Origin of the sequence: Rhodococcus sp. NPDC019647 (genome assembly GCF_044389235.1) — a bacterium.
In the GTDB taxonomy this organism is placed as follows: Bacteria; Actinomycetota; Actinomycetes; order Mycobacteriales; family Mycobacteriaceae; genus Rhodococcus_F; species Rhodococcus_F oxybenzonivorans.
The window spans coordinates 443,196-467,804 of the sequence record NZ_JBIRXS010000002.1 but is presented as its reverse complement, the minus strand read 5'-3'; the positions used below and the strand labels follow the sequence as shown (position 1 = coordinate 467,804).

Sequence of the window (24,609 nt, the reverse complement as noted above, 5' to 3'; positions counted from 1 at the left end):
TCATTCACAGGATTCACAGGCGGGAGTAGCCGGTACCATCGCGGACCCACACAGGATCTGCGCAGTTCCATCGCTGCGCGCTGAGTGTGCGTGTGAGTACCTTGAACGTGGCCGTGCGGGGAAACTCGGAGCACACCCGCACCAAGGTCGGGCGCTGTTTCGGACCGAGATCGGTCTGGGCGTCGAGGAACTCCGCGAAGTCGACGGGGTCGAATTCGCGGGTGGGCACGACTGCGGCCATCACCCGGTCGCCGACCTCGGCGTCGGGTACCGCATACACCGACACCTCCGCGAACCCGTCGTAGCGCAGCAGGATTCGTTCGATGGGCGCGGAGCCGAGGTTTTCGCCGTCCACGCGCAACCATCCAGTGCTGCGGCCGGCGAAGTACACGAATCCGTCGGCATCGCGGTAGGCCAGGTCGCCACTCCAGTACTTTCCGTCCCGGATTCTCTCCGCGTCGGCCTCCGGATTGTTGTAGTAGCCGGCGAAGGCGCCGGGACCGTTGACGTTGACGAGTTCACCGGTGGCGGCCTCGGCATTGACCAGGCGACCGGATGCATCGAATTCGGCAGGGGGACAGGGCAGACCCGACTCCGGGTCGAGGATCGCGATTCCGTCGGGCAGCCGCCCGAGTGCGCCCGGCGGTGAGCCGGGAGTAGCGGAAATGGCCACTCCGCCTTCGGTGGAACCGAATCCGTCGACGGCCTGCGTGCCGAAACGCCGGGAGAATGCGGCAACCGCGGGAGCGGATCCCTCGTTGCCGTACATCACTCGCAGCGTGTTGTCGGCGTCGTCGGGCTCCTCCGGCGTTGCCAGCACGTACGACAGCGGCTTTCCCACATAGTTTGCGTAGGTGACCCCGTATTGCCGGACATCGGCGAGGAAGTGGGACGCGGAGAACTTGCGCCGCAACACGATCGAGCTACGGGCTGCGAGCGCCACAGACCAGGCGGCCATCATGGCGTTGGAGTGGAACATCGGCATAGACAGGTACACGACGTCGTCCGCGGACAGCGAGAACCGCTCGGCGAGCATCAGGCCGGGCCCGGTGATCTTCGCGTGCGTACAGCGCACGGCTTTGGGGTCGCCGCTCGTCCCGGAGGTGAAGATGAGCATGAAGAGATCGTCGGGCTCGGGCGTTACCTGCTCGAAAGATGGCCGCTGTACAGACAGCATGTCGGCCCACTCCACGGAGTCCACGTTGATCACCGGGACCTCGAGCAGCAGTCCGTCGAGCAGATCCGAACGACTGTTCTCGGTAAAGATGACCTGGCAGTCGGCGAGCGCCGCATCGCGGGCCAGCGCGTCGCCGCGCCGGGTGGTGTTGAGGCCGACGAGGACTGCGCCGGAAAGCGCCGCCGCACCCGCGAGAAGCGAGAACTCGGGCACGTTGTCCATCAGCACACCGAAATGCCGCGGGCGTTCGGGATCGAGAAGATCATCGAGAACCGCGGCGCGCTGCAGGCTCGCCCGCAGGTGGTCTGACCAGGACAGGAAACGGTCCTCGAAGTACAGCCCCTCGGACTCGCTGTCGGCGACACCGCGAAGCAGGTCCGCCACCGTGCGTGCGAGTGTCGCCGTCATGCGGGGACGGTGGCCAGTTCGGCGCCGAGGGTCCGGAGCTGCCGGGTGGCGGAGCCGAGCCGGAACTCGAGGGCCTTTGCCGCGAGGAAGTACCGGTGCACGGGATGATCCTGGTCGAGCCCGACACCGCCGTGAATGTGAACCGCCGTGTGGGCCACCCGGTGACCGGCGTCGGACGCCCAGAACTTGGCGGTCTGCACGTCGCCCTCGCCGGGCAGTCCTTCGCTGAGCCGCCACGCTGCCTGCCACAGTGTGAGCCGGACGCCCTTGACGTCGATGTACGCGTCGGCGAGTCGCTGAGCCACGGCCTGGAAGCTGCCGATCGGCCTGCCGAACTGCACCCGTTCGCGGGCATAGGCGGCGGTCAGCGTCAGAGCCTGATCGAGCACGCCGTACTGGTACGCGCAGGCGCCGAGAGATCCTCGTTCGACGAGCCGATCGACGATCTCGCTGCCCTGCTCGACGGTGCCCAGGAGTCGATCGGAGCCGAGGACGACTCCGTGCAGCGCCACCTCGCCGGTGCTGGCGAAATCGACGGTCTGCTGCCTGGTGACGGTCACCCCTTCGTCGTCGGGGCGCACGAGGAACACCGCCACGCCGTCCGGGGTCGTCGCCGGCACCAGGAACAACTCTGCCGACGGCGCCGCGTCGACGACGATCTTCGTGCCGTCGAGGGTCCAGCCGCCCGGCGCGGGTTCGGCGTGGGTGACGGGCGAGCCCGGGTCGTCGTTGAGTTCCTCGTCGAGGGCGACGGTGAGGATTTCCGCACCGGCCGCTGCCGGAACTGCCCACTCCGTACGCTGCTGTTCGTTGCCATATCGCGCGAGCGCATCCGCCGCCATGACGATGGATGAAAGGTAGGGGACCGGTGCGACGGCCCGGCCCAGTTCGACCAGGATGCTGCACTGCTCGAGAACGCCGAAACCGTCGCCGCCCACCGACTCCGGTAGTGCGGCGCCCAGGACACCGGATGAGCCGAGTGTGGACCACAGTTCGCGATCGAGGCGGTCTTCGGCCACGTCGAGCTCCCGCAGGCGGTCGTTCGTGACGAGATCCGTGACGATGCTCCGGGTGAGACCGGCCAGATCCTGTTGCGCCTCGGTGAGGGTGAAATCCATGGTCGTGTCCTAACGCTTCGCAGGGGGCAGGCCGAGGGCGGTCATACCGATGATGTCGCGCTGCACCTCGTTGGTTCCGCCACCGAACGTGAGGATGAGGGAAGAACGGTGCATCCGTTCGATGCGTCCGCGCAGCAGGACGCCGGGGGAGTTCTGCCGAAGCGTGGCCGACGGGCCGAGGACTTCCATGAGCAGTCGGTAGGCCTCGGTGGCGAACTCGGTTCCGTACACCTTGTTGGCCGACGCCGCCTCTGGGCCCGGGGCGTGCGCTGAATCATTTCCCGTCGCTTCGCTTCCCCCGGTCGACGAGGCGATCTCCCAGTTCATCAACTTCAAATACTCGGCCTTGGCATGGACCCGGGCCAGATTGATCTGGACCCATTCCTGGTCGATGACGCGGCGGCCGTCCGGCAACTTGGTGTTCTGCGCCCACTCCCGCACTTCCCGCTGTGCGGTGAGGATCGGTCCGGCGGAGGTGAGCGCGACTCGCTCATGGTTGAGCTGGTTGGTGATCAACGCCCAACCACCGTGTTCGGGACCGACGAGTGCGGAGGCCGGTACGCGCACGTCCTGGTAGTAAGTGGCGCTGGTGTCGGGACCGGCCATCGTGTGGACGGGTGTGTACGAGAATCCTTCGGCCGTGGTGGGCACGATCAGCATGCTGATGCCCTTGTGCTTCTTCGCCTCGGGGGCGGTCCGGCAGGCCAGCCATACGTAGTCGGCGTATGCGATCAGGCTCGTCCACATCTTCTGGCCGTTGATCACATAGTCGTCGCCGTCCTTGACGGCGGTGGTGCGCAGGCTTGCAAGGTCCGTCCCTGCCTCGGGCTCGGAGTATCCGATGGAGAAGTGCAGTTCGCCCGCGGATATCTTCGGCAAGAAGAACGACTTCTGCTCAGGTGTACCGAAGTGCATGATCGTGGGGGCCACGGAGTTGATCGTGAGGAATGGCACGGGAGCACCGGCGATGGCGGCCTCGTCGGTGAAGATCAGCTGCTCCATCGCCGAACGCTCCTGGCCGCCGTATTCCTTCGGCCAGCCGAGCGTCAACCAGCCGTCCTTGCCCATCTGCGCGACGACGTCGCGGTAGACGTTGCCCTCGCCGTACTCGCCGGTGGTGGCGGCGAGAGCCTCCCGCCGGTCCGGCGTCATCAACTGCGCGAAGTAGGCGCGCAGTTCTTCGCGCAGCGCCTGTTGCTGTGGCGTGTAGGTGATGTGCATCGAAATACCTCTCCAGTCCGAAGGCCCGGAACTCGTCGCATCTGGCACACGTTCCAGTCTCTCCGGTGCGATGGCGGGGAGTCGGCCCGACCGGCTGGGGAGCGCGCTCGGTGGGCCTCTCGCAGTCGTGAAACGAATCATTGCACACGACTGGAACAGGTTCTAGTGTTAGCGCAAGAACGGTGTGCGCCGCAGCCCGGCGACACCCGGGCCGACGAGCGACGTGACGAGGAGAAGTGAGGGTTGCCATGGAGGTCAGAGTCGATTTCGACCGATGCGAGGCCAACGGTGTGTGCGTAGGGATTGCACCCGACATCTTCGACCTCGACGACGACGACAATCTGCACATATCGACCGCTCATCCACCCGCTGACCGGGAGGAAGACGTGCGGACTGCCATCGCGCAGTGTCCGAGGGCGGCGCTCACCGAACACCCCTGACCGTCGTTGCCCAAAACGAGAACACGTTCTACAGTGACGACGTCCACCGTGGCGCCGGGTGTGCAACCCGGCGGTGATTGCAGACGACCAGGAGTGCCGCTTCATGAATGATGTTGCTGACCGCGATGTGAACTTGGACGGCAAGGTAGGCGTCGTCACCGGCGCCGGATCCGGGCTGGGAAAGTCCGAGGCGATCAGTCTGGCACGAGCGGGTGCGTCCGTCGTGGTCAACGACCTGGTGGCCTCCGACGCCGTCGAAGAAACACTCGAAGAGATCCGAGGTCTGGGCGCCAAGGTCGAATTCGTCGCCGGCGACATCGGTGAACGGTCCACTGCCGACGCGATCATGGAAGCGGCGCAGGGCCAGTTCGGCAGCCTCGACATCCTCGTCAACAATGCCGGGATCACGCGGGACCGCATGCTGTTCAACATGTCGGACGAAGACTGGGATCTGGTACTGAAGGTGCATCTGCGCGGGCACTTTCTGCTCTGCCGCTCCGCCGCCTCCTATTGGCGCGGAAAATCCAAGGAGGCGGGTGCGCCCGTGTACGGCCGCATCATCAACACGTCCTCGGAGGCAGGCCTGCTGGGGCCCGAGGGGCAGGCCAACTACGGTGCGGCCAAGGCAGGCATCACGGCTCTGACCCTCTCCGCCGCGCGCGGGCTGTCTCGCTACGGAGTACGGGCCAACGCGATCTGTCCCCGCGCGCGCACGTCGATGACGGAAAACGTCTTCGGTGAGGCGCCGGCCGAGGGGATCGACCCACTGTCGCCGGAGCATGTGGCGGCGTTGGTCACCTACCTCGCCTCGCCCGCGGCCGACACCGTCAACGGGCAGCTCTTCGTGGTCTATGGCCCGATGGTCGCGTTGATGGCGGCTCCGGTCGTCGAGCGCCGGTTCGACGCGACGGACTCTCGATGGACGCCGGCGAGTCTGGCCGAGAGCCTCGGCAGCTACTTCGGTGAACGCGATCCGGCCGCGACCTTCTCGGCGTCGGCTGCCCTGCGTGAGCTGGGCTGAACGAGCCGTCGCGGCGCGGTCGGCGACACATCCGGCGTTACCGCCCGTTTTCCCAGGTAATACCCGCGTGATGGGCGATACTGGGTAAAAATACACAGCGACCGGCTGGGGTCGAGACGGTGCGACGGGGGAGGCAGCGATGTGCTTACACACGCTAGATCCTGTTCTAGTTTTACCGTCGATTCCGGGCGTCGACACCTCCATGGCGAGGGCTGAGTGACGTCCACGCAGCGGCGTGCAGGCGGCCCGGTCCGGGTTCGGTAGGCAGCCGACATGTCGTAGTCAAACCTGCTGTGTGATAACACTTTAGGCGTACCCGGTCGATGTTCGACGTGGACGCATCGCGGCTCTTCTTTTGGACGAAAACGCCCTCTTCGGAGTGCTCGATGTGGGACGATTCTTGCTGATGAATGACTCTTTTTGACAGGTGAACACGTTCTAGTTAATATGACCTGAGTCACAGGCCGTTGGGGGGCTGGGCTCAATCAACAGTCGGTGCTGGGTGCGATTAGGGACGAGGAGGACGAATGGTAGACCTCCTCGAGGTGCCATTGCGCGCTGTCGGCGGGTTTTTCACGATGTCGGCCGAGACGCTTAGGGCGGTGTTCTCGAGGCCCTTCCAGCGTCGCGAGTTCGTGGACCAGGCGTGGTTCGTTGCCCGGGTATCGATGGTTCCCACGGTGCTGGTCGCCATCCCGTTCACCGTTCTGGTGAGCTTCACCATCAACATCCTCCTCCGGGAGATAGGTGCCGCGGATCTCAGTGGCGCGGGTGCGGCGCTGGGCACCGTGACCCAGGTCGGCCCCATCGTGACAGTGCTCATCGTGGCCGGGGCGGGCGCCACCGCGATCTGCGCAGACCTCTCGGCCCGCACGATCCGCGAAGAGATCGACGCGATGCGGGTGCTCGGTATCAACCCGATTCATCGGCTGGTCGTACCCCGCGTGCTCGCCTCGACCGTCGTGGCCCTGCTGCTGAACGGCCTGGTCTGCACTATCGGGATTCTCGGTGGGTTCGTCTTCTCGGTGTACATCCAGGATGTGAATCCGGGGGCCTTCGTCAACGGCATCACACTTCTCACGGGGTTCGGTGAGCTCGTGATCTCGGAGGTCAAAGCCGGTCTGTTCGGCATGATCGCGGGTCTTGTCGCGTCCTATCTCGGCCTCAACGTGAAAGGTGGCGCCAAGAGTGTCGGTGACGCCGTCAATCAGACCGTCGTGTTCTCGTTCATGGCCCTGTTCGTGGTCAATGTTCTCGTCACCGCCGTCGGCATCAAGCTGACGGCAGGGTGATCGACATGGTGGTGGAGTAGATGGCTCTCGCAGCGGCCGGGCGGTTTCCCCGCACACGCCGGCAATTCGCGTCGACGTCCCGTTCGATAGACCGGCTCGGCGAGCAGGCGCTGTTCTTTGCGCGCGCGATCGCCTGGGCTCCTCGTGCGGTGAGGCGGTACCCGAAGGAAACTTTGCGGCTCATCGCCGAGATCAGCATGGGCACGGGTGCGCTGGCGGTGATCGGTGGAACCGTGGTGATCGTCGGATTTCTGACGCTCTTCACCGGAGGCACCATCGCCGTGCAGGGATACAGCTCACTCGGCAACATCGGTGTCGAGGCGCTCACCGGCTTCTTCGCCGCGTTCATCAACGTACGCATCGCGGCCCCGGTCATCGCGGGTATCGGACTCGCGGCCACGATCGGGGCAGGCTCGACCGCCCAGCTCGGTGCCATGCGTGTGTCCGAGGAAATCGATGCCCTCGAGACGATGGCGATCCCCTCGATCCCGTACCTCGTCAGCACCCGGGTGATGGCCGGAATGATCGCGATCGTTCCGCTCTACGCCCTCGCGGTGATCGCATCCTTCATCGCCAGCCGATTCGCCACCGTGGTTCTCTACGACCAGTCCGCCGGCGTGTACGACCACTACTTCTCGACCTTCCTGATACCGACGGACATTCTGTGGTCGTTCGCGCAGGCCATCGTCATGGCGATCGCCATCATGCTCATCCACACCTACTACGGCTTCACCGCGTCGGGTGGTCCCGTCGGAGTCGGCGTGGCCGTGGGCAACGCGGTGCGGTCGTCGCTGATAGCGGTGGTCACGGTGACCCTCCTCATCTCCCTCGCCATATACGGCGGTTCCGGCAACTTCAACCTTTCGGGATAGGAGTGCCGGTAGATGACTGATTCGGGCGGAAAGAAGAAGCTCGCGGCTCTCGTCCTCGTCGCGGGTCTGCTGGCGATCATCGCCTTCTCGCTGGCCATGTTCAACGGCGCTTTCACGGAATCGACACCGGTCACGGTCACCTCCGACCGGGCCGGCCTGGTCATGGAACCGGACGCGAAGGTGAAGCTGCTCGGCGTCGAGGTCGGTCGTGTCGGCTCCGTCGAGCACGTCACCGACGGTGCCGAATTGAAGCTCGATATGTACCCCGACATGATGTCGCTGATCCCTTCCAACGCCGCGGTGGAGATCAAGTCGACTACCGTATTCGGCGCCAAATATGTCAACTTCGTCATGCCGGAAGATCCCGCCACCACGCATCTCGAACCGGGCGCCGTCATCGCCTCCGACAACGTCACCGTCGAGTTCAACTCGGTCTTCCAGCATCTGACGGATGTGCTCGATCAGATCGAACCCGAGAAGCTCAACGCGACGCTGGGGGCCATCGCCTCCGCGCTGCGCGGTCGCGGCGACGAACTCGGTGCCCTGCTCGAGCAGAGCGACCGCTACCTCGCCAAGGTGAACCCCAGTCTCCCTCAGTTGCAGGAGGATCTGGCGAAGGCCGCCGTGGTCACGAACGTCTACGCCGACACCGCCCCCGAACTGCTGCAAACCCTCGACAACGTGACCGCTACCAGCCGCACGGTGGTCGAGGAACAGGACAATCTCGACGCAGTGCTGTTGAACGCCACGGGATTGGCCGACACGGCGAATACGGTGCTGACCGACAACGAGCAGGGCCTGACGGACACCGTCGACCTCCTGCTCCCCACCACGGATCTACTGGCGGAATATTCGCCGGAGATCTCTTGCTTCCTCGTCGGCCTCAACAACGTCATTCCCCTTGCCGAACAACTCATCGGCGGCAATCAGCCGGGAATCGCGTTGAGTGCGAGCTTCATGTATGGCCAGGAGCCCTACAGTTACCCGGAGGATCTGCCGAAGGTGAACGCGTCCGGAGGACCCAACTGCGCCGGCCTCCCGAATCCTGATCCGAACGTGCACGCCAAGTTCCTCGTCGCTGACACGGGTACTGTGCCGTTCGTGCCGTCGACCGAAGTACAGGTACACATGCCGAAGGTCTTCCAGATTTTGTTCGCCGGTGTCTACCCGGAGCCGGGTGGGCAGTGACCGTGAGAAGCACAACCGTCAAGCTGGCGATCTTCGCGACCGTGATGACCCTGATCTTCGTGGGTCTCGCAGTGGTATTCAGCCAGTACCGTTTCAGCACGTCCAAGGACTACTCGGCGACGTTCGTCGATGTGTCCGGCCTCAAACCGGGTGACAAGGTACGCATTGCGGGTGTGCCGGTCGGCGCGGTCAAGAACGTGAAGATCGACGACGACAACCTTGCCGACGTGGAGTTCGACGTGGAGTCGAAGTACTCGTTGTTCGAGGGAACGAAAGCTACGGTCCGATACGAGAACCTCGTCGGTGACCGCTACATGGAACTCCTCGAGGGTGCGGGGTCGGTGGAGCCGCTTCCGGAGGGCGGGTCCATCCCGGTGGATCAGACATCGCCCGCACTCGACCTGGACCTCTTGCTCGGTGGGTTCAAGCCGCTCCTGCGTTCGTTGAATCCGCAGCAGGTCAACGATCTCTCGGCGGCGTTGGTGCAGGTCTTCCAGGGGCAGGGCGGCACACTCGTGTCACTGCTGGGCAGTACCAGTTCGTTCACCAACACACTCGCGGACCGCGACCAGTTGATCGGTGAGGTCATCACCAACCTCAACGAGGTTCTCGGAACCATCAACAACCGCGGTGATCAGTTCAGGTCCACTCTCGATCAACTGCAGCAATTGGTGAGCGGCCTCGCGCAGGACCGCGATCCGATCGGTGATGCCATCCCGAGGATCGCCGGCGGTACAGGAGACCTTGCGGAGTTGCTCGAAGGCGTCCGCCCGCCGCTGCAGAGCACCGTTGCGGAGGCGAATCGCACTGCGACGCAGCTGCAGATGGGCGAAGAGACTCTCGATTGGGTGCTCCAGAACCTGCCGGACGCCTATCGCCGACTCATCCGAATCGGCACGTACGGCAGCTTCTTCCAGATGTACGTGTGCACGGTCAAGTTCAAGTTCACCGGACCGGAGGGCTCGGACCTGCTTCTCAACATGCCAGGCGGACAGACAGCGGGGAGGTGTGCACCGTAACCATGAGACAAGAACGCAATCCCGTCCAGGTCGGGCTGATCGGTGTGGCAGTCTCCGCCATGATCGTGATCGCCACCCTCCAGTACGACCAGCTCCAGTTCCTTTCGGGCGGAACACATTACAATGCCATGTTCGAGGACGCCGGTGGCCTGATGGCAGGTGACACGGTCACCCTGGCGGGGGTCGACGTGGGCAAGGTCTCCGACGTCGAGCTGGACGGGCAGCACGTGCTCGTCACCTTCACTGTCGAGGACGGCATAGCACTCGGTGATGTGACCGAGGCGGATATCAAGACAAATACCATTCTCGGCCGCAAGTCGCTGGCGGTCACTCCGCGAGGAACGGAGACGCTGCCGGTGGGATCGACAATCCCGCTGGACCGCACCAATTCGCCCTACTCGCTCAACGATGCACTCGGCGACCTCACCACGACGGTCTCCGAGCTCGATACCGGTCAGGTCAACGACGCGCTGAACGCGATGTCGGGTGCGCTCGAGAACACCCCGCCGGAGCTGCGCACCGCGCTCGACGGGCTGACCCGGTTGTCGGAAAGCATCAATTCACGCGACGAAACGCTGAAGCAGTTGCTCTCTCGCGCCGAGAACGTGACGGGCATACTCGCCGAGCGCAGCGGCCAGATCAACTCGCTGATCGTCGACGGCAACGAACTGCTGGGTGAACTCGACCGTCGCCGGGCCGCGATCAGCCAATTGATCGTGAACATCTCTGCGGTGTCGAGGCAACTGACGGGCCTGGTGCAGGACAACCAGGAGCAGATGAAGCCGACGCTCGACAAGCTGAACTCCGTGGTCGACATCCTCCAACGCAACAAGGACAACATTTCGCAGGCGCTCGACGGCCTCGCACCGTACGCGACGCAGCTGGGTGAATCTGTGGGGAGCGGACCCTTCTTCATGGCGTACGTCTACAACATCGGCATCGGCAACCTGCTGCAGGGGCTGAACGACGCGATCCTGTGGCCGGAGCATCTGCCGAACGACCTGCAGGCCTACCTGCAGACCGGGCCGTCCCTCGAGCTGAGGCCGCGATGACACACACAGAAGAAACCGGTGCGCGGAAGAAGTGGTGGATTCGCGGTGCGATCGCCGGCGTCGTGGTGGCCCTGATCGTCGGCGGCTTGGTCGTCATTCTGCCGCGACTGTTCGAGAACACCGTCACCGCATACTTTCCGACCACGACCGGCCTCTATTCCGGGGACGACGTGCGGGTGTTGGGCGTCAAGGTGGGCACTGTCGGCGAGATCGAGCCGGGTCCCGACTTCGCCAAGGTCACCATGAGCGTCGACAAGAGTGTGGACATCCCCGCCGACGCCAAGGCAATCATCGTTGCGCCGAGCCTGGTGTCCGGCCGGTTCGTCCAGCTGACGCCCGTCTATGCCGGGGGCCCGACCATGCAGGACGGTGCAGATATTCCGGTGGAGCGCACCGCGGTGCCGGTGGAGTGGGACGAGATCAAGTCGGAGCTGAACAAACTGTCCGAAGCGCTCGGACCGCAGGGCGCCGACCCGCAGGGATCGCTGGGAACGTTCATCGACACCGCAGCGGACAACCTCGACGGCAACGGTGAATCCCTGCGCAACACGCTGCGTGAACTGTCGGAGACGATGCGGACGCTGTCCGACGGACGGACCGATCTGTTCTCCACCATCCGGAACCTGCAAACATTCGTAGCAGCCCTGTCGTCGAGCAACGAGCAAATCGTGCAGTTCGAGGGACGGCTCGCCTCGGTGTCGAACATGCTCGCCACCAATTCGGACGAACTCGGCACCGCTCTGGTCGACCTGGATCTCGCACTGGGCGACGTCAACCGGTTCGTCGTCGAGAACAGGGCCGCGCTCACCGAACAGGTCGGCCGCCTGGCCGATGCCACCCAGGTGCTCGCCGACAAGCGACCGCAGCTGGAACAGACGCTGCACGTCGCCCCCACGGCATTGGCCAACTTCAGCAACATCTACAAGCCGGCGCAGGGGTCCTTGGTAGGAGCCGTGGCATTCGCGAACTTCGGCAACCCCGTCAACTTCATGTGTGGGGCGATCCAAAGTTTGCAAGCCAACGATTCTCAGCGCAGCGCCGATCTGTGCACGCAATACCTGTCGCCGGTGCTCAACTCGCTCACGATGAACTACCTGCCCATTCTCAGCAATCCCACGACAGGCGTGAATGCGTTCCCGGATCAGCTTCAGTACAGTCCGCCGAGCCTGGCCGGATCGGTACCCCCGCGGTCCGCACCGCCGGCGACGGGTGCGCTGGCCGGAATACCGACCGTCGCGGTGCCGAGGGACTTGAACGACCTGCTGCAGCCGGGAGGTGGACGATGACCGGGTTCGGGAGCAGGCACGTGCGGGGCGGCGGGATCGCGGCCGGGGTGCTCGCGTTGTCGCTGACCATGACCGGCTGTGAGTGGGAGGGTCTCAATTCGCTTCCCCTTCCGGGAACGGAAGGCACCGGCGGTGACGCGTACACCGTCGAAATCGAGATGCCCAATGTCACCACCCTCTCGCAGAATTCACCGGTCCGTGTCAATGACGTCACCGTGGGTACCGTCACGGGAATCGACGTGAAGGACTGGCACGCGCAGGTCACCGTCTCGTTGAACAACGACGTCGAATTGCCTGCCAATGCGACCGCCAAGATCGGCCAGACCAGTCTTCTCGGCTCGCAGCATCTCGAGTTGGCGCCGCCCACCGACGCGGAGCCCCAGGGCCGGTTGGAGGAAGGGGACGTGATCCCGATCGAGCATGCAGGGGCATACCCGACGACGGAGCAGACGCTGTCGTCGTTGTCGGTGGTTCTGAACGGTGGTGGTATCGCCCAGATCCGGGACATCACCGAAGAATTGAACGCTGCACTCGGCGGGCGAGAGGCCGAGGTCCGTGACCTGCTTCCACAACTCGACCGGTTGGTCACCAGCCTGGACCAACAGCGCGGCGACATCATCGGTGCCATGGAAGGGCTCGATCGACTCTCCGTCACCGTCAACCAGCAGAAGCCCACACTCGAGGCAGCGCTCGACGACATCCCACCTGGCTTGGAAGTGCTCGTGGCGCAGCGTCAGGATCTGACGACGGCGTTGGTGGAGCTCGGCAAACTCAGCGACACCGCGAGCCGTCTCGTCGAGAGCAGCGGGGAAGAGCTGGAACAGAACCTGCGTAACCTCACACCGGTGCTCGCGGAACTTGCCAATTCGGGCAGCGCACTCACCGACGTCCTGACCCTGATGCTCACCTACCCGTTCCCGATGAGGACGATGGACAAGGCCATTCGAGGCGACTACGCGAACCTGATGATGACCGTCGACCTGAGTGCGGCGAGGGTCGACAGCAACTTCCTTACCGGTACGGCCCTGGGTGGATCACTCGGTGGAGTGGAAGGAGCTGTCGGTTCGCTCGCGGGTGTCGCCGGACAGTCCGGCGACCCGCTGCAGATTCCGCTGCTGCCCGCCCCGCCGCCGGCACCGAAACCCGCGCAGGCACCCGCTCTCCCCGGGCTGCCGCAGATTCCCGGTCTCCCGCAGATTCCCGGCCTTCCGCCGCAACTGGGAGGGGCCCCGGCACCATGAGAAAATTCGTTCGTATCCAGTTGATCATCTTCTCGATCCTCACGGTGATCGGCCTCGTGGTGATGTCGATCCAGTACGTGAAGGTGCCGGTCATGTTCGGCATCGGGCGCTACGACGTCGTGGTGCAACTGCCGTCCACCGGAGGGCTGTACTCCCACGCCAACGTTGCCTATCGGGGAACCAACGTCGGTGTCGTCGATCGTGTCGCGCTCACCGACGACGGGGTCGAGGCCCAGCTGTCGCTCGACAGCAGCTACAAGATTCCCGCCGACGTCGACGCGGTGGTGAAGAGTGTGTCGGCCATCGGCGAGCAGTACGTCGACCTGATTCCGCGGACGTCGGAGGGCCCGGATCTCGCGGACGGTGACGTGATTCCACGGGATCGGTCCGCCGTACCGCAGGATGTCGGCGAGATGCTCGATCAGGCCGACGCGCTGTTGGCCAGCATCTCCGATACTCGGTTACGTACCGTGATCGACGAGGCGTTCACCGCGTTCAACGGTTCCGGCCCCGACCTGCAGCGGCTCATCGACTCGGCCCGTCTGTTCGTCGAAGAGGCGGATGCCAACAGCGACGCGACGATAGACCTGATCGAACAGATCGGCCCTCTGCTCGATACGCAGGTCGTCAGCAGTGACGCCATCCGGTCCTGGACCCAGGACCTCGTCACCTTCACTGATCAGCTCCGGGCCAGCGACGCCGATATCAGGGGAGTGCTCGAGAAGGGTCCCGGGACGGCCGCCGAAGCCACCCAGCTTTTCCAGGAATTGCAGCCCACCCTGCCGATCCTGCTGAGCAACCTGGTGAGCGTCGGACAGGTCGGTGTCATCTACAACAAGAGCATCGAGCAAGTTCTCGTCATCTACCCACCGTTGACCGCCGCACTCGTCACCGCCGCCAAAGGCGGACCGGTCGAGGACGGCGCGATCGTGGACTTCGCCCTGGAACTCCACGATCCGCCGGCGTGCACCACAGGTTTCCTGCCGGCGGATCAGCGGCGCAGCGGTGACCAGACGGAACCCATCGCGACTCCGAACGATCTGTATTGCAAGGCGGCGCAGGATGATCCGTCGGTCGTCCGTGGTGCGCGCAACCTGCCCTGCATGGAATACCCCGGCCGCCGGGCGCCGACCGTGCAGGCGTGCCGGGACGGGTGGGAGGCCGCGGGTAACAACCCGCCGTACGGGCCGATCATGCCGCCGGATGTACCCTCGTATACGGCCGTTCCTGTTATCCCCAGTTCCTACGAAGGATCACCGAGTGGGCCGGTCGCGGCCGTCCCGTACGACCCGGGAACGGGTAGCTTTGTCGGTTCGGATGGTAAGACGTACACCCAACCGGATCTGGCGTCAGGATCGCCGAGAAAGGACTCGACGTGGCAGACGATGATGACAGGTCAGCAGATTTGAGTGCATCGACACAGGAACGTGCCGCTGGTGACGTGGTGGGGGAGTCCTCCCCGGCGCGGAAGGAGCGCAGCAGGCGGCGAGCGGTACGCCACGCGGGTCCACCGGTCGGTGAGACCGGAGCGCCGCAACCGGTCGTATTGGCGAAGTCCAGCGACGCGCACCCTGCTGCAGCGCCCCAGCCCGAGCGCGAACCGGTGGCAGAGACGATCTCGACGAAGAAGGCGGCCGCCGAGGGTGCCGTCAAGTCGAGCGGGGCATCGCCACCGCCCGAAGACGAGAAGAGGACGCGTCGTTCGTGGAAGTCGCTGGTCGGCTACGGTGCGGTCGCGGTCGTCGTTCTCGCTTTGGTCGTGGCCGCCGTCGTCCTACTGCTCGACCAACGGTCGGCGCGCGAACGAGACGACCGGCGCCAGGCCTTCATCGACACGGCGCGACAGACCGTACTGAACTTGACGACGATTCATCCGGAGACCGCGAAAGAAGATGTCGACCGAATCCTTGCGGGTGCGTCAGGAGCCTTCCTGGCCGAATTCCAAGGCAGGGAGGACCCGTTCGTGGGTGTGGTCCGCGACGCCAACGTCACCACCGAGGGCGAAGTCCTCGAAGCGGGAATTCAGAGCGAGACAGACATTTCGGCCGACGTGCTCGTCGCGGCCCGCACCATGGTCACCAGCACCGAACAGCCGGAGCCGTCGCCGCGTGACTTCCGGATGCGGGTGACCGTCAGCGACGACAACGGGAAGTTGACCGCATCGAAGGTGGAGTTCGTCCCATGACCGACAACGACGTCGACACGTCCGCAGAACAACGGCGAAAGCTCCCGGTCGTCACCAGGGCGACAGCGTTGAAGATCGTGACGGCGCTTGTGATCGTCGCCCTCGCTGTCGCCGTGGGATTCCTCTGGTACGGCCATCGCCAGGGCCAATTGGCCGAACAGGCCCGCTCCGAGGCGGTCGACGCGGCGAGCAGGCAGGCCGTTGCGATGCTGGCGTACGACTTCGCCAATGTCGACAGCCAATTGGCTGCTGCGGCAGACGGAATCACCGGCTCGTTCCGTGACGAGTACACCGCCCTGGTGGAGGAAACCATCGCTCCCGGGGCCAAGGAGAAGCAACTGACGGTTCAGGTGACCGTGCAAGCCGCCGCACCGGTGTCGACCACTCCCACCGAGGCGGTGGTCCTGCTCTATCTGAACCAAACCACTACCAGTGCCGAAGCACCGGATGCTCGCACGTCGGGTAGCCGGGTGCGGGTCTCGCTGCAGAAGGTCGACGACCGCTGGCTCGTCGATCAACTCACCCCTGTGTAGCGATGTCGACTGTGTAGCGGTAATCCGCACCCGAGTCGCGCGGACCTTCACAAAGTGAAACATGTTCTAGTACTGTCGGGGCTTCCGGGCCGACTGCGACGCATCACGTTGTGTCGCAGGGCCACAACCGAACGGGGAGTCGTCGATGAAAGTTGCTGTAACCGGGGCCGCGGGATTCGTGGGCACCAATCTGCTCGATCTCCTGGTCCGATCGGGGCACGAGGTGACCGCCATCGACCGCATCCGTTCCGAGCACGCTCCCGAGGGAGTCACCTGGATGAACGGCGACGTGCTCGACGTGGAATCGATGAAGAGGGCCCTGGACGGTGTCGAGGTGGTCTATCACCTCGTCGCCATGATCACCCTCGCACAGAAGGACGATCTGGCGTGGACCGTCAACACCAAGGGTGTTCGCACCGTGGCCGAGGCTGCGCTTGCCGTGGGTGTGCGGCGGATGGTCCATTGCAGTTCCGTGCACTCGTTCGATCAGAGCAACTGCGGGGGAGTGCTCGACGAGCAGTCGCCGCGATCCGTGGACGCGTCGATCCCGGTGTACGACAGGTCGAAATGGGCCGGTGAGATCGAACTGCGTGCGGTGATCGAGACCGGTCTCGACGCGGTGATCTGCAACCCCACTGGGGTGTACGGCCCCGTGGACTATGGTCTCTCCCGCGTAAACAGTTTGCTACGCAACGCTGCTCGTGGCCGGGTGCCTGCCGCGGTGCACGGAGCGTTCGACTTCGTCGACGTTCGCGACGTGGCCGCCGGGTTGATCGCCGCGGGGGAGAAGGGGCGGACGGGGGAGAACTATCTGATCTCGGGGCACATGCTGGGCATGCACGACGCCGTGCGGAAGGCCGCCCGAGCGGCAGGTCGGCGTGGACCGATGTACTCGTTCCCCCTCAGCGTGATCGAACGAGTGCTGCCCCTCGCAGAACCCATCGGAGCCAGGTTCGGCTCCGACGTGCTGTCCCGGTCGGCGATGGCGGCGCTGCTCGCGGCACCCGTGATCGACGGTGCGAAGGCAGCGTCCGAACTGGGGTACGTCCCTCGTCCCGCCGACGAGACGATCCGCGACCTCGTCGCGTTCCTGGTCACGTCGGGTCAGCTGGGACGCCGCAGTCAGTTGTCCTCGGTCGTGTAACCGGCCTCGCCGGCCTCGGTGATGTGGTCCGCCTCGTCGGCCTCGGCGGCGTACTCGGCCTCATCGGCCTCGGCAGGCGCGATCAACGCCGGCCCGGCCGCACCGCTGTGCGACAGTGCGTCGAGGAATGCCTTCGCCCAGCGGTCGACGTCGTGCGCGAGCACCTGCCGACGCAGCGCACGCATGTGCCGGCGACCGCTTTCGTGCGGCTGGTTCAACGCCTGTTCCATCGCGTCTTTGACACCGTCGAGGTCGTGCGGATTGCAGAGGAAGGCCTGCCGGAGTTCGGCCGCCGCCCCGGTGAACTCGCTGAGCAGGAGGGCGCCGCCGAGATCGCTGCGGCAGGCCACATACTCCTTGGCGACGAGGTTCATGCCGTCGCGCAGTGGCGTCACGAGCATCACGTCGGCGGCCACGAAGAAGGCGATCAGTTCTTCGCGCGGGATCGGGCGATGGATGTAGTGCACCACCGGCCGGCCGACCTCGCTGTATTCGCCGTTGATGCGCGACACCTTCCGCTCGATGTCGTCGCGCATCTGGACGTAGCTGTCGACCCGCTCGCGGCTGGGCGTGGCCAGCTGGACCAGCACGGTGTTCGCCGGGTCGACCCGGTGTTCGTCGAGGAGTTCGTGCAGCGCAGCAAGGCGGACGTCGATGCCCTTGGTGTAGTCGAGTCGATCGACGCCCAGCATGATGTGCTTCGGGTTGCCCAGTTCCTTGCGGATCTGTCTCGCACGGTCGCGGATCGACTTGGAACGTGACTGTTCGTCCAGCTCGCCGGAGTCGATGGAGATGGGGAACGCCCCCACGCGGACCGTCCGCCAACCGACCTGCACGACACCGAGCTTGGAGCGGACACCGACGGTGCCGCGCGACGTCGGCTGGCCGGCGAGGCGTCGAGCGAGGAACAAGAAGTTCTGCGCACCACCCGGGAGGTGGAAGCCGATGAGATCCGCACCGAGAAGTCCCTCGACGATCTCGGTCCGCCACGGCATCTGCATGAACAGCTCGACCGGCGGGAACGGGATGTGCAGGAAGAAGCCGATCGTGAGGTCGGGGCGGAGCATGCGCAGCATTTTCGGCACGAGCTGCAGCTGGTAATCCTGGATCCAGACGGTGGCACCCTGCGCCGCCGCCTTGGACGTTGCCTCCGCGAACCGCCGGTTCACCTCGACGTAGGCGTTCCACCAGTCGCGGTTGTACTCCGGCTTCACGATGACATCGTGGTAGAGCGGCCACAGGGTGGCGTTGGAGAAGCCCTCGTAATAGTCGCGGATCTCGGCGCCGCTCAGCGGGACGGGGTAGAGCTCGAGCCCGTCCTCGACGACCGGCTCCAGATCAGCGTCTGCGACACCCGCCCAGCCGACCCATGCACCCTTGTTGCGTCGAAGGATCGGCTCGAGCGCGGTGACGAGTCCGCCTGGGCTCCGCTTCCACTTGGTGGTGCCGTCCGGCAGCCGCTCGAGATCGACAGGGAGTCGATTCGCAACGACGACGAAGGTGGCTTGCCCGGAGACAGGGTCAGATATCGAACTCGATGACGAAACTGACGATTCCGAGCTGAGTGCCACGGGCTTCCTTCGCGGTCGAAGTGGATGAAATTATCAGTCGAGCTTGGCGGTGGGCCCGATTCCGAGCATCGAGAGCAGCATCCTGCACTCGTCGGCGTCCTCGGCGTATGCAGCGACAACGCGCTGTGCCTGGCGGGCGGTCTCGTCGGCCAAGGGTTCGAGATCCTCGTCCGCGATGTCGGTCTCGGCGGTCGTGTTCGCGGCCATTCTTGTCCTCTCGGGGCTTGCTGCTGCGTCAACGCAGTAGTTCGTATCGGCGACTCTATGAGAACCGGGCACGTCGACGCTAGTTGCCCTTCCGATAGTGTTCCTCTAGTTAGGGTCTGCTTACTTGTCGGGAACCGTCAGGGTGGGAGTTGTCTGCGTGAAGACTGGTGGCGCCGCAATTCTGCGTCGAGCTCTGGTGCGCAATCGTGTGCGCCTGGGTATCGGCACAGTTCTGGTCTGCCTGCATCAGGTGGCCGAAACGCTCGTGCCGATCGCAATCGGCGTCATCGTCGACCGCGCGGTCGCGACGGGCGATACGTCGGCGCTGGTCGTCTGGCTGTGTGCTCTTGCCCTGCTGTTTGTCGTTCTCACCACAGCGTGGCGGTTCGGTGCCCGATTCCTCGTGCTGGTGATGCAGAACGAGGGACACCGGCTGAGGATGGAGGTGGCGCACCGAATACTCGACCCCCGCGGCGTGCGCACCGACCTGCGCGCCGGGGAGTTGCTCTCGGTGTCCTCGACCGACGCAGATCGGTCCGCCTTCATCGCGGACATCGTGCCGCGCGCGGCCTCGGCCCTCACGGCAGCCGTCGCCTCGGCGGTCGCCCTGCTACTCATCGACGTCCCGCTCGGACTTGCGGTCCTCGTCGGAACGCCCGTCATCCTCGGTCTCCTGCAACGTGCCGCCCCGCTCATCACCCGACGAGCCACCGACCAGCAAGCCGCCGTCGCGCGGGCCTCCGGCATGGCCACCGACCTGGTGAGTGGGCTTCGTCCCCTCCGCGGGATCGGCGCCGAGGACGCTGCGTCGCAGCGTTACCGCAGCGCGAGCCGGGACGCCCTCGACGCGACCCTCCACACCGCGCGAAGCTCGGCGGTGTTCACCGGGGTGTCGATGACCGTCAGCGCACTGCTCGCCGTCGGGATCGCGGGATTCGCGGGTTGGTTCGCTCTGGAAGGGCGGATCACGATCGGGGAACTGATCACCGTGGTCGGCCTCTCACAGTTCTTCATCGAACCGCTCGGCGTCCTGGCGGGTCTGCCGGGATCTCTCGCGCTCACCCGGGCATCGGCAGATCGGGTGGCGTTGGTCCTGGACGCCGAACCGCTGTTGCCTGCGGGTTCCGGACTCATCCCGGCCGGCAGCGAGCTGTCGTTGTCGGGCGTGAGCTACCGGTCTCTCACAGCGCTGGACCTTCGCGTCGGGTCCGGTGAGTTACTCGGCGTCGTCGCCTATCGGCCGCAGGACGCCGAGGCGTTGGCCGCGCTGCTGTCGGGGCAGGTTCCGCCCGAGCGCTACGAGGGCGAGGTGACCGTCGGCGGTGTTCGACTCTCGGATGCCGACCTGGGGCACGCGCGGCGGACTGTGCTGGTCGAACCCCACAACGGTGACTTGTTCTCCGGAACGGTGGCGTCGAACGTGACCGCAGGCCGGCCGGGTGCGCCGGAAGCCGAGGTCCAGGCGGCGCTGCGGGCGTCCGCAGCGGTCGATGTCATCGATGCACACCCGGACGGTCTCGACCACGAGGTGACCGATCGCGGGGCGTCGTTGTCCGGCGGGCAACGCCAGCGCGTTGCGCTCGCCCGGGCGCTGATGAAGAGGTCTCCGGTGCTGGTGCTGCACGACCCGACAACGGCGGTGGACGCGGTGACCGAACACATGATCGCCGGAGGAATCGCCGACTCGAGGCACCGCGACTCCGCTGGCAGCGGCCAGACGACCATCCTCCTCACGAGCAGTCCTGCGTTGTTGTCGGTGACCGAACGCGTCGTCGTCCTCGACGAGGGAACGGTCGTCGCCGAGGGCACGCATGCACAGATGGCCGCCGACGATGCGCACTACCGGCGGGCGGTGCTGCGATGAGTGAACTGCTCCCCATCGCGTCCGCACGCGACACCTGGGTATGGCTGAGAACCGAGCTGGGCCGGCGGCGCGGACGAAGCCTGCTCACCCTGCTCGTGGCGGCCTCTGCCGCCGGGATGGCACTGGTGCCCGTCTACGTGTTCGGTGTGCTCGTCGACCGAGTGCAGGACGGCGCCCCACCGTCGACGATCGGGTGGGTGGTCGCGGTGATCGCCTCGGCCGCTGTGATCGGCGGAGTCTGCGCCGGCTGTGCGTCGTTCCTCATCCGGAGTCTCGGCGAGGGCATCCTCGCGGACCTGCGGGAGCGGACCGTCGACCGGGCGCTACGGCTTCCGGTGCAGACGATCGAACGCGTCGGCAAGGGCGACTTGCTGTCCCGGGTGGGCGACGACGTGGCGGTGATCGGCAAGGCCGTGAGCGATGTGGTGCCCAACCTCGTGACGGCGATACTACTGGTGCTGCTGAGCATCGTCACGATGCTGGGCATCGACTGGCGTCTCGGGCTCGCAGGCATGGTGGCCTTGCCGATGTATGCGCTCGCAATGCGCTGGTATCTCCCGCGGTCGGCCCCCGTCTACGCGAGCGAACGTGTGGCGATGGGCGAGCGCTCGCAAGCGCTGATCAGCAGCATGCAGGGTGCCCGCACGGTGCGGGCCTACGGTCTCGAAGACCTTCACCTCGGGCAGATCGACGACGCCTCGCGGAAAACCCGGAATCTGTCCGTCGGCGTGTTCGCGCTGTTCACCCGCTTCGCCGGTCGCGGCAACAGAGCCGAATTCGTCGGTCTGGCCACCATTCTCGCCGTGGGTTTCGCGCTGGTGCAACGCGACCTCGTGACGGTCGGGCAGACCACCACTGCCGCTCTGCTCTTCCACCGATTGTTCAATCCGATCGGCATGCTCATGTACACCTTCGACGAGGTGCAGTCGGCGGGCGCAAGCCTCGCGCGGCTCGTCGGGGTGGTGGCTCGGCGTGACGAGGCGGGTGGCGTCGCAGGCGTCCCGGCTGCTGCCGAATCGACCCTCGACCTGGTCGAAGTCCGGCACACCTACGACGGCGAGCACGAGGTGGTGCACGGCATCAGCCTGCGCGTCGAGCACGGCGAACGAGTCGCACTGGTCGGGTCGACAGGGGCCGGGAAGACCACTGTCGCAGCGATTGCCGCCGGGTCGATCGTCCCGACGTCGGGCTCGGTGCGCATCGGGGGCACCGCGCTGTCGGAGTTGTCGCCGCGTGAACTCCGCCGTCGGGTGGCCATCGTCAGCCAGGAGGTACACGTCTTCGCGGGGCCTCTCATCGACGATCTGCGCCTGGCGGCCCCCGGCGCCTCCGAGGAGGACGCGGCGATGGCACTGAAGACGGTGGGTGCGGCCGACTGGGTGAACGCGCTCACCGATGGTGTCCGCACCCTCGTCGGCGAGGGAGGGCACGAACTGACTGCGGCGCAGGCACAGCAGTTGGCCCTGGCCCGCCTCGTCCTCGCCGATCCCGCGGTCGCAGTCCTCGACGAGGCAACTGCCGAGGCCGGCAGCGCCGGGGCACGGGACCTCGAGGCATCCGCCGAAGCCGCAACCCGCGGTCGGACCACGCTGATCGTGGCGCACCGGCTCACCCAGGCCGCCACTGCCGACCGCGTCGTCGTGCTCGAACACGGCCGGATCGTGGAGGGAGGGCCGCACTCTGCACTCGTCGACGCCGGCGGCCGCTACGCGCAGCTCTGGTCGGCGTGGGAGGGGCGCTGACCCCTGGAACGCGACGGCGAATGTACCTTTCGGCGCTCCTGAGGCGCTGAAAGGTACATTCGCCCCCTCGGAAGGTGCCGGGTGGGACGGTCAGCCTAGGTAGCCGCCGCCGTGGGGGAAGAACTCGGTGCCGGCCAGCTCGGTGCCGTCGTCGAGGCGGACGCGCCGAATCTTGAGTCCCTTGTTCTTCCCGGTGCGGGCGTCGGGTCCGGCGACGATGACCATCCCGTCGCCTTCGTGGATGAAGACACGCCCGGGGGTTCCGCCGTAGTTGCCTTCGGACACTGCGGCCTCGAGGATTCTGATGCGCTGTCCCTTGTAATGGGTGAACGCGTTGGGATACGGGTCGGACTGCGCGCGGACCAGCCGCTCGATGGCGTCGGCCGGCCATGCCCAGTCGATGCGACTGTCCTCGGGCGCCCGCTTGTGGAAGAAGGTGGCCTGCGAGCGGTCCTGCGGTGTCCAGTCGGTGCGGCCGGACGCGATGAGGTCGAGGGCGTCGAGAGTGATCGGTCCGATCATGTCGACGGTGCGGTGGAACAGGTCGGTGACGGTGTCCGTGGGTCCGACCGGGGTGGATCGCTGCAGGACGATGTCGCCTGCGTCGAGTTCCTCGTCCATGAGGTGCGCGGTCAGCCCGACCTCGTCTTCACCGTTGATGAGCGCCCAGATGAGCGGTGAGAATCCCGTGTACTTGGGCAGGAGGGAGTCGTGAATGTTGAGGGTGCCGTAGCGGGGCGAGTCGAACACGTCCCGCGGCAGCCACGTGCGCCAGTTGTTGGCGACGATGATGTCGGGGTCCGCTTGTTTCAGGGCCGCCTTGAAGTCTTCGTCGGGCTTGTTCGCGATATGAACGGGGACGCCGTGCTCGGTGGCCAGATCTGCGACGGAGTCGGCCCACATCTGTTCGTAGACGTGCTCGCTCTTGGGATGTGTGATCGCAAGGACGACCTCGTGCTCCGACTCGAGCAGGGCCCTCAGGGTACGGTGACCCCAGGTTTGATATCCGAGTGTGGCGACTCTCAACGCGGTCCTCCTGGACGAGCTTGACGATCAGCGCCGCACAGAAGCGGCAGCAATGCGAGCTTAGGCTATCCAACCCAATTTGGTGAGACCGCCCTTGGAAGGAAGGCAGACATGACGATCGCCACGATCAACGGAATATCCTTGAACTACCAGGTCAAAGGGTCCGGCGATCTCGTGGTACTCATCATGGGCACCGGCAGTCCGGGACGTGTGTGGGATCTCCACCAGACCCCCGCGCTCGTCGACGCCGGCTATCGTGTCTGCACCTTCGACAACCGCGGCATCGCTCCTTCCGCCGAGAGCGTGGAGGGCATCACGATGGATGACCTCGTTGCGGACACCGCGGCACTGATCGAACACCTCGGCGGCGGGCCCGCGCGAGTTGTCGGCACCTCGATGGGTGCCCGGGTCGCTCAGGAACTCGCGTTGTCGCGCCCGGACCTCGTCTACAAGGCCGCCTTCCTCGCTGGTCATGCCCGCATGGACTACTTCCAGCAGACGCTCACCGAGGGCGAGCGCGCGCTGCACGACAGCGGCGTCGAGCTTCCGGCCAAGTACCGGGCGGCGGTCACCGCGGTGATGAATCTGTCTCCGGCCTCGCTCGTCGACCCGCATACCGCCAGGGATTGGCTCGACCTCTTCGAGTTCAGTGGCGGCAGGACGTCCGCCGGTGTGCGCGCCCAGATGGAGATGGACCGCACGTTCGACCGCCGGCAGGCGTACCGGGCGATTACCACACCGTGTCTGTCGGTCGGGTTTGCCGACGACCGGATGATCCCGCCGTATCTCTCTCGTGAGGTAGCCGAGTCCATCCCGTCGGCTCGCTACTACGAGATCCCAGATGTCGGGCACTATGGTTACCTCGAGCAGCCCGAGGTCATCAACAAAGTTCTGCTGGAGTTCCTCGCGGACTGAGCGTTCCGGTCGACGTAGGGGTTGAGCCCCCGGCGTTACAGTGATATTTGGCACCTGTGAAGAAACTGGGAATCGGTTGTTGCTGGT

The 24,609-nt window shown here is 65.4% G+C and carries 22 protein-coding genes; 16 read left to right on the top strand and 6 right to left on the bottom strand.

All coding sequences use genetic code 11. From position 1 onward, the window contains the following. Positions 1-13: 13 nt before the first annotated feature. The 3 genes from ACH49N_RS06825 to ACH49N_RS06815 are packed head-to-tail and all read right to left on the bottom strand — an operon-like array spanning position 14 to position 3,924. Positions 14-1,585, bottom strand: a complete 1,572-nt coding sequence (locus tag ACH49N_RS06825) for a long-chain-fatty-acid--CoA ligase (RefSeq protein ID WP_358271251.1) — start codon at positions 1,583-1,585, stop codon at positions 14-16. Beyond that, the gene (locus ACH49N_RS06820) at positions 1,582-2,703 is read right to left on the bottom strand and encodes an acyl-CoA dehydrogenase family protein (RefSeq protein ID WP_358271249.1); all 1,122 of its coding nucleotides are present in this window, start codon (positions 2,701-2,703) and stop codon (positions 1,582-1,584) included. The genes ACH49N_RS06825 and ACH49N_RS06820 overlap by 4 nt, the downstream gene beginning before the upstream one ends. 9 nt (positions 2,704-2,712) lie before the next feature. Further along, positions 2,713-3,924, bottom strand: coding sequence for an acyl-CoA dehydrogenase family protein (locus tag ACH49N_RS06815; RefSeq protein ID WP_358271247.1), 1,212 nt, complete (start codon positions 3,922-3,924; stop codon positions 2,713-2,715). Positions 3,925-4,172: 248 nt separating this feature from the next. On the opposite strand from ACH49N_RS06815, the gene ACH49N_RS06810 reads away from it, so the two are divergent. The 13 genes from ACH49N_RS06810 to ACH49N_RS06750 all read left to right on the top strand — a co-directional run bounded on the left by ACH49N_RS06810 (position 4,173) and on the right by ACH49N_RS06750 (position 17,197). Next, positions 4,173-4,364, top strand: a complete 192-nt coding sequence (locus ACH49N_RS06810) for a ferredoxin (RefSeq protein ID WP_109326911.1) — start codon at positions 4,173-4,175, stop codon at positions 4,362-4,364. 103 nt (positions 4,365-4,467) lie between these two features. Then, positions 4,468-5,385: a 3-oxoacyl-ACP reductase gene (locus tag ACH49N_RS06805; RefSeq protein WP_358271245.1), complete on the top strand. Its 918-nt coding sequence runs from the start codon at positions 4,468-4,470 to the stop codon at positions 5,383-5,385. Between the two features lie 527 nt (positions 5,386-5,912). Beyond that, complete coding sequence (locus tag ACH49N_RS06800) at positions 5,913-6,677, top strand: ABC transporter permease (RefSeq protein ID WP_109326912.1); 765 nt, start codon at positions 5,913-5,915, stop codon at positions 6,675-6,677. A 20-nt stretch (positions 6,678-6,697) separates the two neighbouring features. Then, entirely contained in the window at positions 6,698-7,549 is an 852-nt protein-coding gene (locus tag ACH49N_RS06795; protein ID WP_109326914.1) for an ABC transporter permease, read from the top strand. A gap of 12 nt (positions 7,550-7,561) precedes the next feature. Further along, positions 7,562-8,737, top strand: a complete 1,176-nt coding sequence (locus tag ACH49N_RS06790; protein ID WP_250771073.1) for an MCE family protein — start codon at positions 7,562-7,564, stop codon at positions 8,735-8,737. Next, positions 8,734-9,756: an MCE family protein gene (locus tag ACH49N_RS06785; protein ID WP_159919305.1), complete on the top strand. Its 1,023-nt coding sequence runs from the start codon at positions 8,734-8,736 to the stop codon at positions 9,754-9,756. Before ACH49N_RS06790 ends, ACH49N_RS06785 begins: the two co-directional genes overlap by 4 nt. 2 nt (positions 9,757-9,758) lie before the next feature. Next, the gene (locus ACH49N_RS06780; RefSeq protein WP_358271243.1) at positions 9,759-10,808 is read left to right on the top strand and encodes an MCE family protein; all 1,050 of its coding nucleotides are present in this window, start codon (positions 9,759-9,761) and stop codon (positions 10,806-10,808) included. Beyond that, entirely contained in the window at positions 10,805-12,094 is a 1,290-nt protein-coding gene (locus tag ACH49N_RS06775; RefSeq protein ID WP_358271242.1) for an MCE family protein, read from the top strand. The genes ACH49N_RS06780 and ACH49N_RS06775 overlap by 4 nt, the downstream gene beginning before the upstream one ends. Further along, complete coding sequence (locus tag ACH49N_RS06770; protein ID WP_358271241.1) at positions 12,091-13,335, top strand: MCE family protein; 1,245 nt, start codon at positions 12,091-12,093, stop codon at positions 13,333-13,335. Before ACH49N_RS06775 ends, ACH49N_RS06770 begins: the two co-directional genes overlap by 4 nt. Beyond that, positions 13,332-14,744 carry an MlaD family protein gene (locus tag ACH49N_RS06765; protein WP_358271240.1) on the top strand — a complete coding sequence of 471 codons (1,413 nt, stop codon included), beginning with the start codon at positions 13,332-13,334 and terminating at the stop codon, positions 14,742-14,744. The genes ACH49N_RS06770 and ACH49N_RS06765 overlap by 4 nt, the downstream gene beginning before the upstream one ends. After that, the gene (locus tag ACH49N_RS06760) at positions 14,741-15,520 is read left to right on the top strand and encodes a hypothetical protein (protein ID WP_397504487.1); all 780 of its coding nucleotides are present in this window, start codon (positions 14,741-14,743) and stop codon (positions 15,518-15,520) included. The genes ACH49N_RS06765 and ACH49N_RS06760 overlap by 4 nt, the downstream gene beginning before the upstream one ends. Then, positions 15,517-16,053, top strand: a complete 537-nt coding sequence (locus ACH49N_RS06755; protein WP_358271237.1) for a h domain protein — start codon at positions 15,517-15,519, stop codon at positions 16,051-16,053. Before ACH49N_RS06760 ends, ACH49N_RS06755 begins: the two co-directional genes overlap by 4 nt. A gap of 145 nt (positions 16,054-16,198) precedes the next feature. Continuing rightward, positions 16,199-17,197, top strand: a complete 999-nt coding sequence (locus ACH49N_RS06750; protein WP_159919317.1) for an NAD-dependent epimerase/dehydratase family protein — start codon at positions 16,199-16,201, stop codon at positions 17,195-17,197. On the opposite strand, the gene ACH49N_RS06745 is transcribed toward ACH49N_RS06750, so the two are convergent. Next, positions 17,176-18,768: a trehalose-6-phosphate synthase gene (locus ACH49N_RS06745; RefSeq protein WP_358271235.1), complete on the bottom strand. Its 1,593-nt coding sequence runs from the start codon at positions 18,766-18,768 to the stop codon at positions 17,176-17,178. The genes ACH49N_RS06750 and ACH49N_RS06745 overlap by 22 nt on opposite strands. A 33-nt stretch (positions 18,769-18,801) precedes the next feature. Beyond that, positions 18,802-18,975, bottom strand: coding sequence for a hypothetical protein (locus ACH49N_RS06740; RefSeq protein WP_201453505.1), 174 nt, complete (start codon positions 18,973-18,975; stop codon positions 18,802-18,804). 157 nt (positions 18,976-19,132) lie between these two features. Here ACH49N_RS06740 and ACH49N_RS06735 point away from each other — a divergent pair, with 157 nt between their 5' ends. Together ACH49N_RS06735 and ACH49N_RS06730 are read left to right on the top strand one after the other, a co-directional pair. Next, positions 19,133-20,839 (top strand): ABC transporter ATP-binding protein, encoded by a 1,707-nt coding sequence (locus ACH49N_RS06735; RefSeq protein ID WP_358271234.1) that lies wholly within the window; start codon positions 19,133-19,135, stop codon positions 20,837-20,839. Continuing rightward, on the top strand, positions 20,836-22,581 hold the full coding sequence (locus ACH49N_RS06730) for an ABC transporter ATP-binding protein (protein ID WP_358271233.1): 1,746 nt from the start codon (positions 20,836-20,838) through the stop codon (positions 22,579-22,581). The genes ACH49N_RS06735 and ACH49N_RS06730 overlap by 4 nt, the downstream gene beginning before the upstream one ends. A gap of 90 nt (positions 22,582-22,671) precedes the next feature. Here ACH49N_RS06730 and ACH49N_RS06725 read toward each other — a convergent pair whose 3' ends face one another. Continuing rightward, positions 22,672-23,607 (bottom strand): methionyl-tRNA formyltransferase, encoded by a 936-nt coding sequence (locus ACH49N_RS06725; RefSeq protein WP_358271232.1) that lies wholly within the window; start codon positions 23,605-23,607, stop codon positions 22,672-22,674. A 111-nt stretch (positions 23,608-23,718) separates the two neighbouring features. Between ACH49N_RS06725 and ACH49N_RS06720 the strand changes: the two genes are divergently transcribed. Next, on the top strand, positions 23,719-24,522 hold the full coding sequence (locus ACH49N_RS06720) for an alpha/beta fold hydrolase (protein ID WP_109326929.1): 804 nt from the start codon (positions 23,719-23,721) through the stop codon (positions 24,520-24,522). The last annotated feature ends 87 nt before the right edge of the window (positions 24,523-24,609 follow it).